At 58.1% G+C, this 9598-nt stretch carries 8 protein-coding genes; 3 read left to right on the top strand and 5 right to left on the bottom strand.

Features of this window, described 5'->3' with window-relative positions; translation table 11 throughout:
• Positions 1-412 precede the first annotated feature (412 nt).
• On the top strand, positions 413-1321 hold the full coding sequence (locus C469_RS16845) for a hypothetical protein (protein ID WP_008007273.1): 909 nt from the start codon (positions 413-415) through the stop codon (positions 1319-1321).
• A gap of 336 nt (positions 1322-1657) precedes the next feature.
• Here the strand turns inward: C469_RS16845 and C469_RS12875 are convergent, their stop codons facing one another.
• The 3 genes from C469_RS12875 to galU form a co-directional block, all read right to left on the bottom strand.
• Entirely contained in the window at positions 1658-3463 is a 1806-nt protein-coding gene (locus C469_RS12875) for an ABC transporter ATP-binding protein (protein WP_049911426.1), read from the bottom strand.
• An 81-nt stretch (positions 3464-3544) separates the two neighbouring features.
• Positions 3545-4477, bottom strand: coding sequence for a UDP-glucuronic acid decarboxylase family protein (locus tag C469_RS12870; RefSeq protein ID WP_008007269.1), 933 nt, complete (start codon positions 4475-4477; stop codon positions 3545-3547).
• The gene (gene galU / locus C469_RS12865; RefSeq protein WP_049911425.1) at positions 4474-5340 is read right to left on the bottom strand and encodes a UTP--glucose-1-phosphate uridylyltransferase GalU; all 867 of its coding nucleotides are present in this window, start codon (positions 5338-5340) and stop codon (positions 4474-4476) included. Before galU ends, C469_RS12870 begins: the two co-directional genes overlap by 4 nt.
• Positions 5341-5474: 134 nt before the next feature.
• Here galU and aglM point away from each other — a divergent pair, with 134 nt between their 5' ends.
• Both aglM and C469_RS12855 read left to right on the top strand, forming a co-directional pair.
• On the top strand, positions 5475-6782 hold the full coding sequence (gene aglM / locus C469_RS12860; protein WP_008007265.1) for a UDP-glucose 6-dehydrogenase AglM: 1308 nt from the start codon (positions 5475-5477) through the stop codon (positions 6780-6782).
• Positions 6776-7255 carry an NUDIX domain-containing protein gene (locus C469_RS12855; protein WP_008007263.1) on the top strand — a complete coding sequence of 160 codons (480 nt, stop codon included), beginning with the start codon at positions 6776-6778 and terminating at the stop codon, positions 7253-7255. The genes aglM and C469_RS12855 overlap by 7 nt, the downstream gene beginning before the upstream one ends.
• Positions 7256-7463: 208 nt before the next feature.
• Here C469_RS12855 and C469_RS12850 read toward each other — a convergent pair whose 3' ends face one another.
• Positions 7464-8648 carry an orc1/cdc6 family replication initiation protein gene (locus C469_RS12850; RefSeq protein WP_008007261.1) on the bottom strand — a complete coding sequence of 395 codons (1185 nt, stop codon included), beginning with the start codon at positions 8646-8648 and terminating at the stop codon, positions 7464-7466.
• A 498-nt stretch (positions 8649-9146) separates the two neighbouring features.
• Positions 9147-9598: metal-dependent hydrolase (locus C469_RS12845; protein WP_008007260.1), on the bottom strand; the 452-nt coding region annotated here is incomplete at its 5' end.

Here is a 9598-nt window from a genome sequence, read left to right as displayed (position 1 = left end):
AAACGACAAGTCGATCCACGCGATACCTTCGCTGAGGCGGTCGAATTCTGCCATAGACACTCAGAACTCGTCCGCCTCATCCTCTAACTTAACGCGACCCTGAGTTCGGGGCCTTCTTTTTTGATCACGCCACGGTCTCATGAATCACGATGCTTGGATGGTACGCCTTTGGGTACGGACCGGTATCTGGTGTGAATCGAACGAATTTGTATGTGTCTGGTTCGTCGGTGATATAACCATACAATGTCTCGAACTGGTCCCGCTGAAGTGTGTATGCCGTCAATATCACGATCGATTGACTCGGTGACAACCTACTCTTCTTGGACATCGATGAGCTGGAACCAGCTGTGCGACAGAAATGTTACCTGAGTGGAAAATCCTATTATCACTCGGCAGAAGGGTATTTTATTAGATGAAAGACAAAATCCGGCGAGTGTACAGGATTTTTCGGGATGAGGGCCTTAGACAAACAGTACGCTCGGTGAGTGGATATACCACTAATAATATCCATCGGGTGTATCCTCGGTCTCTTCTCGGTATTCTACTAAATTCGACCCGCCCATCTTCCTATATTTGGGAATTCGATTGGGATATCTGCTGTGTCCTTGATGGGTGCCGTTATGACACTTTTGAACAGGTATATAAGGGAGAAAGTACCCAGATCCGGTCGGTTGGATCGACCAGCCAAACGTGGATACCGCGGACGTTTAGTGAGATTGATACCTCTAACGTAGCATACATCAGTGCAAACGCGTTTTCAAGAAGAGCAAATCCTGATGATTTGGCGTATTATCACCTCGAACCAGTCCAAAAGACTGACTATGGGATTGAAACTGTTTCTCCAGAGATCCTCGCGAAACGGGCTATCAACATCTGGCGGGAGAGAGACCAGTGGGATGTTGACCAAATTGTCGTCCATTTCATGCAGCCGCATGTTCCGTTTCGAATGCTGCCAGAACTGTTCGAACAATTTGAAGACAGTTGGGGCTCCAGTGTATGGAAGCAACTCCAGTCGAGCGATATAGACCGGTCGAGATTTTTTGAGGCGTATCGTGACAATCTCTCTTGGGTCCTTGAAGACGGTGTAGATCCAATTCTGAATAATTGTGATGCCCGAATCGCGATGACCGCAGATCATGGTAATGCTGCGGGAGAATGGGGATACTATGGTCACCCACGCAATGCGCCTGTTTCCTCCGTTCGAAACGTCCCTTGGGCCACAGTAGAAGGGACAGACGAAGGTACTATCTCCACAGAAGTCAACCATAACCACAAAAATGTTAACCTTGAGAGACAATTAGAAGCACTTGGGTATCGATAACTATTCTTAATTTGATATTGATATTATCATTTTATCTATATTATCTGTCAAGATTTTCTCACCGCGCTCAACGGAGAGCACGATATCGGAGATTCCATATTTCTCGTCAATGACGCTAGCGAGTAGTTTCCGATGAAAACCACAGATACCGTGTCCAACAACACCTTCAGAAACTTTGTCGAACAATTTTTCTTGAGTAGAACTACGAACTCTTCCTCAAACTGTTTAGGTCACATCGATCCATCGACCCTTGAACCGTGTTTGAGAACTTACGGCGTCAAGTGGAAATGCGATGGATTTGTGGCCGCATTATAAATCACTGGCAATAACTGCCTATCAACGTGCTTGTGTAGCGTACAACTCTGCGTATTTCCCTTCTTGAGCAAGTAATTCACTGTGTTGACCACACTCCGATATCAGCCCATTTTCAACCGTGTAAATCCGTTCCGCGTTCTTCACCGTCGAGAGCCGGTGTGCGATCGTGATGATGATGTACTCACGATCCATCCCTTCGATCGCCTGTTGGACTTCCTCTTCCAGGTTCGTGTCGAGATCGCTCGTCGCTTCGTCCAGAATCAACACGTCGGCGTCGGCTAACAACGCCCGCGCCAGCGCCACGCGCTGCTTCTGGCCGCCGGAGAGCCGGACGCCGTCGTCGCCCAACTTCGTGTCGTAGCCGTTCGGGAGATCGTCGAGGAACTCGTCGACCCTCGCGATCTCACAGACCCGCTCCATCTCCGATCGCGACGCGTCCCGATTGGCCAACGTGAGATTGTACCGGAGCGTGTCGTCGAAGATGTAGGGGTTCTGCCGGACGACGGCGAGGTGCTCCCGCCACTCGCGGATACCCATCTCCCCGATCGGTGCGTCGTTCGCTCGTATCTCGCCGTCGTCCGGTTCGTACATTCGCGCGAGTAGCGCGGCGATCGTCGACTTGCCGGCGCCGGACTGTCCGACGAACGCGATGAACTCTCCCTGATGCGCCTCGAAGTCGATCCCCTGCAGGACGTCCTCCTCCTGATCGTACGAGAACCAGACGTCGTCGAACTCGACGTCTGTGACGGTGTCCGGAGCGGAACGGGGAGCGTCGCTCGGCTCGTCGTAGCGAGCGAGTTTCTCGACGAACTCCTGTGTCCGAACGAGGTGCGGGAGGTCGTTCGTGACTTTGTAGAATTTCTGGTTCATGCTGCTCGCCTGTGGACCGAGTCTGAACATCGCGAAGAGGAACACGCCCAGCGCTCCCAGCGAGAGGTCGGCGAATCGCAACGCGAGGAAGATCAAGACGAACACGGAGACGGAGACGATCAGATTGTAGAAGTTCCGAAGTGCGGCCTCGTTACGACGGAGCGTGATCTGCGAATCGGTGTACTGATCCACCGCCTCGGAGAACTCCGCTCGGAGCTCGTCGGCGAGGCCGAAAATACGGATGTCGCGAACGCCTTGCGTGCCTGCCTGTGCGGCCGACTGCCGTTTCTCGTTCGCCTCCGCGACTTCGTTCCCGAGATCGTAGCCGGATTCGACGACGTTCTGCACGACGTACGTGAGTCCGCCGAGGAAGACGACGGCGAAGATCGTGAGCTCGGGCGAGATGACGAAGGCGACCAGCAGGTAGACGAGCGAGAGCAACGCGACCTGGAGCAGCCGAACGCCGTTCCTGATCACCCGTCCCGCGAAGTTCGTCTGCGTGATGATCGCGTTCAGGATGTCGTCCGATCCTTCCTGATCGAAGTACGAAATACGTGCGTTGAGCGCGTGATCGAACGCCTCGTTCTGGAGGTGGCGGACGTAGTACGTCTGAATCGCGGCCCTGAACCACGCACCGAGGAAGCTCGACGTGTACCGGACGAACATCACCCCGGCGACTCCGACGACGACGGTCCCCAGTGTGAACGGGATATTTGCTAGTTGGTACGCCCTCACGAACAGCGCCATAATGCCGTCCGCGTTGGCGGCTGGATCGCCGCTGGACTGTACGAGCTCGATAACCGGCAGAATGAATCCCAGTCCAACTGCCTCGAGGCCGGCCGCAGTCACGCCGAACACGACGATGAGGACCGTTAGTTTCGGATCGAACTGCGCGACTTTCCGGAGGGCTGCGATCTTCTTGCGTCTCGAAACTGGCTCCGAATCTATATCGGGCATAGTGAGCTAATGATGTGAGACTGAACTATTTCGACGGCTATACAAGTTCTCTTTTTGCGTCCGGTTCGGACACAAGAGGAGTCACAGCTGTCCCTCGAAATACCCAACCGATTTTTTTAGCCCCTTTTGTAACGGGACTGCGGGTTCCCAGTCTAACACCTCGCGTGCCTTCGAGATGTCTGGTCGCCGGACCTTGGGATCCTGCGGTGGTAACTCCTCGTGTGTGATCTCGCTTCCACTACGGGTCACCTCCAACACGACCTCGGCAAGCTCGTTGATCGTTCGCTCGTCGGGATTCCCGATGTTCACTGGCTCTTCGACATCGGATTCCAATAACGCCACGAGTCCGTCAATCAGATCCGACACGTGGCAGAAACTCCGTGTTTGCTCGCCGTCTCCGTACACAGTCAAATCTGTCCCGGTTAGCGCCTGTTTCATAAAGTTCGGGATCACTCGTCCGTCGTCGAGGCGCATCCGCGGGCCGTACGTGTTGAAGATCCGTGCCACCCGGACATCCAGATCGTGTTTATCGCGGTACGCCCGAACCAGTGACTCTCCGTAGCGCTTCGATTCGTCGTAACACGATCGGGGACCATACGGGTCGACGTTCCCGCGGTAGTCTTCAGGCTGCGGATTCACTTCGGGGTCGCCGTACACCTCGCTCGTCGACGTGAAGAGATACGTCGCGTCCTTCTCTTTGGCCAGTCCGAGTGTCTTATGCGTCCCCAACGCTCCCACTTTCAGCGTCTTGATCGGGTGATCCCGATAGAATACCGGCGACGCGAGACTCGCCAAGTGTAACACAGCATCCAGCTCTCCCGAGATATGGATGAACTCCGTAACGTCGTGATCGTAAAACGAGAAGCGGCCGTTCTCGAAGGCGTCGTCGAGGTTCTCCGTCCGCCCGCTCACGCGGTTATCCATCCCGATGACCTCGTGGCCGTCGGCCAACAGTTGATCACAGAGGTGCGATCCGAGGAACCCCGCAGCCCCGGTGACGAGGATCCGACTCATTCGTTCCGGCCCTCGAGATACTCTGTAACCGCCGCGTTGATCTCGCCGTCGTCGTGTTTGAGCGCCATCTCGATGTTGGCTTGGAGCCAGCTCGGAATGTTTCCGATGTCGTAGCGGTCGCCATCGAGCTCAACGCCGCGTACCGCGTCGAGCTTTCGGATCGCGTCCGTCAGTTGTAACTCGCCGCCGACACCCTTCTCCGTTGTCTCCAGCAGCTCAAATATCTCGGGTGTCAGCACGTATCGACCAGTGATAGCGAGGTTCGATGGGGCCTCATCGCGTGGGGGCTTCTCCACGAAGTCGTTGACCGGGAAACTGTCAGCACTCGCGTCTACTTCCTCTGTGTCTGCGACCCCATATGACGGGACGTCCTCCCAGGGAACGCGTTCAAGCGAGAGTACAGATGAGTCGTGTACCTCTGCGGCCGCAACGAGCGATTCGGTACACGGCGTCTCGTTCTCGATGATCGTGTCGCCGAGCAGCAGTGCAAACGGCTCGTCGCCGACGTGTTTGCGCGCGTACAGCACGGCGTCGCCTAATCCCTCCCGCTCCTTCTGGCGGACGTAGTGGATGTCTGCGAGATCGGCGATGTCTTGGACGCGGTCGAGTCTGTCGAGTTTCCCGTCAGCTTCCAACTCCTCTTCGAGTTCGTACGACTTGTCGAAGTGGCGCTCGATAGCTTGTTTCCCGCGGCCGGTGATGATGAGGATGTCGTCGATGCCGGCCTCGACGGCCTCCTCGACAACGTACTGGATCGTCGGCTTATCCAGCACGGGCATCATCTCTTTCGGCTGTGCCTTCGTCACCGGGAGAAAGCGAGTCCCGAATCCTGCCGCCGGGATGACTGCCTTCGTTACTTCCATGTATCGTTTGTCCGATTCGGGTCAAGCTATGTATTGTTTGTCATTAGATCGGAACGGTGGCCGCGCGTCGCGAGCGACGGGAAACAATCCGTCCAACCGGACCGTTGATATGGTTGACGAAAGACAGTTGTCACATGACACGGCTGTCAGTTATTGGGAGCGGGTATGTTGGGACGACTATTGCCGCGTGTTTTGCCGACCTCGGCCACGGGGTCATCAACGTTGACATCGATCAGGAGATCGTCGATACGATCAACGATGGAAGCGCCCCGATCCACGAGGACGGGCTCGCAGAACTCGTCGCCGAGCATGCCGGCCCAAACAGCACGGGCCGACTCGAGGCCACAACCGACTACGAAGCGGTCTTGGACACCGATGTTACCTTTCTCTGTCTCCCGACGCCCCAGAACGGCGACGGGAGCATCGATCTCTCCATCATGGAGGCGGCTGCCGACCAGTTGGGAGCCACCCTCGCCGCGAAAGACGCGTGGCACACGGTGATCGTCAAGAGTACCGTCGTCCCGGGCTCGACCGAAGAAGACATCACGCCGATTCTCGAGTCGGCAAGCGACGACACGGCCGGCGACGAGTTCGGCGTCGGCATGAATCCGGAGTTCCTCCGTGAAGGGACGGCGGTTCGCGACTTTCTTAATCCCGACAAGGTCGTCCTCGGCGCGGACGACGACCGCGCGCTCGAGGATATGTACTCCGTGTTTGATCCGCTCATCGATCAGAGTGACGCCCCGGTCGTCGAGACGGACACGCGTACCGCCGAGATGATCAAGTATGCGAACAACAGCTTCCTCGCCTCCAAGATCAGTCTTATCAATGACATCGGGAACATCTGTAAAGAGTTTGGGATCGACGCCTACGAGGTCGCTGACGCAATCGCGCTCGATGATCGAATCGGTGAACAGTTTCTCCGCAGCGGCGTCGGCTGGGGCGGGAGTTGTTTTCCGAAAGATACAGCAGCTATTCGGGCAGCCGCACGCAACAAGGACTACGAGCCGGCGATGCTTGATGCCGCGACCGAGGTGAACAATCGCCAACCTGATCGGCTGCTCTCACTCATGGACAACCACGTCGATGTCGCCGGCAAGCAAGTGGCGGTGCTTGGCCTCGCGTTCAAACCAGGCACAGACGACATCCGCAACAGCCGCGCGATTCCGGTCATTGAGGGACTCCAAGCACGCGGAGCCGAGATTGTCGCCTACGATCCGGTTGCCATCGAGAACATGCGTGAGCGGTTCCCAGACATCGAGTACGTCGACACCCCCGCGACAGCACTGTCCGAGGCGGCCGCCGCGCTTGTCGTTACTGATTGGGAGGAAATAACGGCCCTTGACGACGAGTTTGACGCCATGAGTACGCCCGTCGTCGTTGACGGACGGCGGGCGATCGACCGTCGCGACGGAATTGTGTATGAGGGATTAACATGGTGACTGGGCCCCAGAACAACACCAATGGCGAACACGACCGGTGGATCCCCGACGACGAATGGCGAACGATCGTCGCGAACGTTCCGCTCGTCTCCGTTGATCTCGTGATCGAACACGATGGAGGCGTCCTCTTAGGGAAACGTGAGAACGAGCCCGCGAAAGGCGAGTGGTTCGTTCCCGGTGGGACAGTTTTTAAGAACGAACGCCGGACCGATGCCGTCCACCACGTTGCCGAGGCTGAACTTGATGAACCCGTCGTCATTGACGAGTGTCTTGGCACGTACGAACATTTCTACGAGACAGCCGATGTCGATGGTGTCGACTCAAAGCACTACCTTGCGACCGGTTATCAGTGTCACTTCGAACACGATAATCCCGATATCGGCGGCGACGACCAGCACAGCGACTTCCGGGTCTTCCGCCCGCCGTTCGAGGATCTCCACCCGTACGTGCGAGCGTATCTCGACGACCGGTAGCCCGGACACTCCCGGTCCCCAACTGCCGCGTCCGCCGTCTCACCGACCCCTGAAGCGACTCCTCACCCCGATCCCGGTCTTCGAGATACCCGCCCGTCCATCTGCCGTGGCCTCGATTGCGCATGGACGTGACACCCCCACCCCACCGCTTCCGCTGTTAGCACGGATCGGCCACCGCTATCACCAGAGTACACGACGGACGCCCGATTCACGCCGACTCCAACAACGTCGTTAACCCACTTCGGACCGCCGAAACGGACTGCGCCAACCGATGCTCGTTGTACTTGCCGCCGTCTTTTCCCCGATTGTGTTCCGTCGACTCCGTGATTCCCAACTGCGCCAATTCGCCCAGGTAATCACGCACCGAACGCTCCGAGACCGGACTCACACCTTCCGAGTGAGCCACGGTCCGATACGTCTCGACGACTTCACGCGTTCGGACCGGCGTTTCACCGCGCTCGTGGAGCCGCGTGAGTGCGTACAACACGAGCTGTCCGTGCTGGGAGTAATTCTGTATCCCCTCGACCACCTGATCCGTCTGCACGCGCTCACGGGCCTCCTGAACGTGCGACTCGGTCACGACGTCGGAACCGCTCTCGCGTGCGACGTCACCGGCCTCCAAGAGGAGATCCAATGCCTTCCGTGCGTCCCCTGAGTCCTTCGCTCCGTAGGCCGCACACATCGCGATCACCCCGTCTTCGAGAACGTCGTCTTGGAAGGCGACTCGTTCGCGCTGTTCGAGTACGAGTCGGAGTTCGTCGGCGTCGTACGCGCTGAAGGAGACCTCCTTTTCACAGAGCGACGACCGGACCTTCGAGGACAGTTGCGTTCGGAAGTCCAAGTCGTTCGAGATACCGATGACGCCGAGCTTCGCGTCGGTGATATCGCCGTTCGAGCGAGCGCGGGACAGTTTGTAGAGCAGCGAATCGTCTCCGATGTGATCGACTTCGTCGAGGACGATGAGCACCGTCCCCCCGCACGCATCGAGTTCATCAAAGAGGAACTCGTACACGCTCGCCTGTGGATACCCCGTATTGGAGATCTGCCGTCCCGGCTCGCGGAGTTCGTTGACCAGTTTCACGGCCACCTGGTAGGACGTGTTCAGGCCGTCGCAATTGATTTCGATCGTCGAGAGCTCGAGTTCCGGCACGTCGGTTGCGTCCCCTTCGAGCGTGCGGAGAAGGTAGCGCGTGGCCGCGGTCTTTCCCACGCCGCTCTTTCCGTAGAGAAAGACGTTCGAGGGGGTCTCGTTGTTGATGACCGGCTGGAGGGCCGCGTGGTACCGGGTAAGTTCTTCATCGCGTCCAACGAGGCTGTCCGGCGTCCACTCTTCGAGGAGCGCCTCCCGGTTCTCGAAAATGGAGGCGTTCGGTGTAAACGAGAAGTCGCTCATATCAAATAGTACCAATCCAACTATATAAAACCATTACTTCCGTTGTTTCTTTTGTTACCGCTCTTTTATATACACTTGACCCCACCGCTTCCGCTGTTCGTATCGCCGTGTCTCGCAACCGGCTGTTTCTCTGGCGCACGCTACTGGGTCCGTCGAGAGATCCGGTGCTCCGTGCGAACAGCGGAACCGGTGGGGTGGGAGCGAGTCAACCGCCCGGAGCGGTGCACGCTAACAGCGGAAGCGGTGGGGTGGGAGTCCCATCGGTGTCACGGAGCCCCGTTTGGGGAGCAACGCCCCCCGCTTCCACGGGTGGCCGTCACGAGACGGATCGTCCAGGTACTCGCACCTCGCTTTCCTGCGTTAACAGCGGAACCGGTGGGGTGGGAGGTTCCCGGAGGCCTCGGGCTCCGGGCCCGAAAACGCGCGCTGACGCTGCTTGCGTCCGGTTCCACCCGGCCGGCGTTCGCGGGCGAGTGCCGACGCTGGCGTGAGAGCGTGTCAGGCTCGCAGACGCTCGACGCGTCGTCGAACGAACCGCACCGCGGTCCCGATCCCGGGCGCTCCGTCGACGACCCACAGCGCGAACGCGACGATCGTGACTCCGAGTTCGAGCGACACCAGCTCCGCCGGCCGCAGCTCGAGGAAGAAGCCGATGATGCTGCGGTCCAGCTCGTCCGGATACCGGAAGACCGGCGTGATCGGCCAGAGTAGGGTCCCGAGTTTCGCCCACTCGCCGGCCAGCGCCGCGGGGAGCACGTCGGCGAGGACGTGCGTTAGGTAGCCGACGAGAAATGCGCCCGCCTCCGGCCGTCGACCGGACCGCGTCGCGAGCAGCCACACAATTACTGAGAGCCCCGCGAGGAACACCAGCGAGTGCGCGAGGCTCCGCCCGGAGGGAATGAGCCCGAACGTCCAGGCGAGCGGCTTGTCGATCAGGTCCGGGAGTTGGG

The organism is Halorubrum lipolyticum DSM 21995 (genome assembly GCF_000337375.1).
Lineage (GTDB): Archaea > Halobacteriota > Halobacteria > Halobacteriales > Haloferacaceae > Halorubrum > Halorubrum lipolyticum.
This window is presented reverse-complemented; position numbering and strand designations above follow the sequence as displayed.

Coding starts and splice junctions, on each gene's coding strand:
- aglM (WP_008007265.1), top strand. CDS start 5,475: ATGACACGGCTGTCAGTTATTGGGAGCGGGTATGTTGGGACGACTATT.
- C469_RS16845 (WP_008007273.1), top strand. CDS start 413: ATGAAAGACAAAATCCGGCGAGTGTACAGGATTTTTCGGGATGAGGGC.
- galU (WP_049911425.1), bottom strand. CDS start 5,340: ATGGAAGTAACGAAGGCAGTCATCCCGGCGGCAGGATTCGGGACTCGC.
- C469_RS12870 (WP_008007269.1), bottom strand. CDS start 4,477: ATGAGTCGGATCCTCGTCACCGGGGCTGCGGGGTTCCTCGGATCGCAC.
- C469_RS12855 (WP_008007263.1), top strand. CDS start 6,776: ATGGTGACTGGGCCCCAGAACAACACCAATGGCGAACACGACCGGTGG.
- C469_RS12850 (WP_008007261.1), bottom strand. CDS start 8,648: ATGAGCGACTTCTCGTTTACACCGAACGCCTCCATTTTCGAGAACCGG.
- C469_RS12875 (WP_049911426.1), bottom strand. CDS start 3,463: ATGCCCGATATAGATTCGGAGCCAGTTTCGAGACGCAAGAAGATCGCA.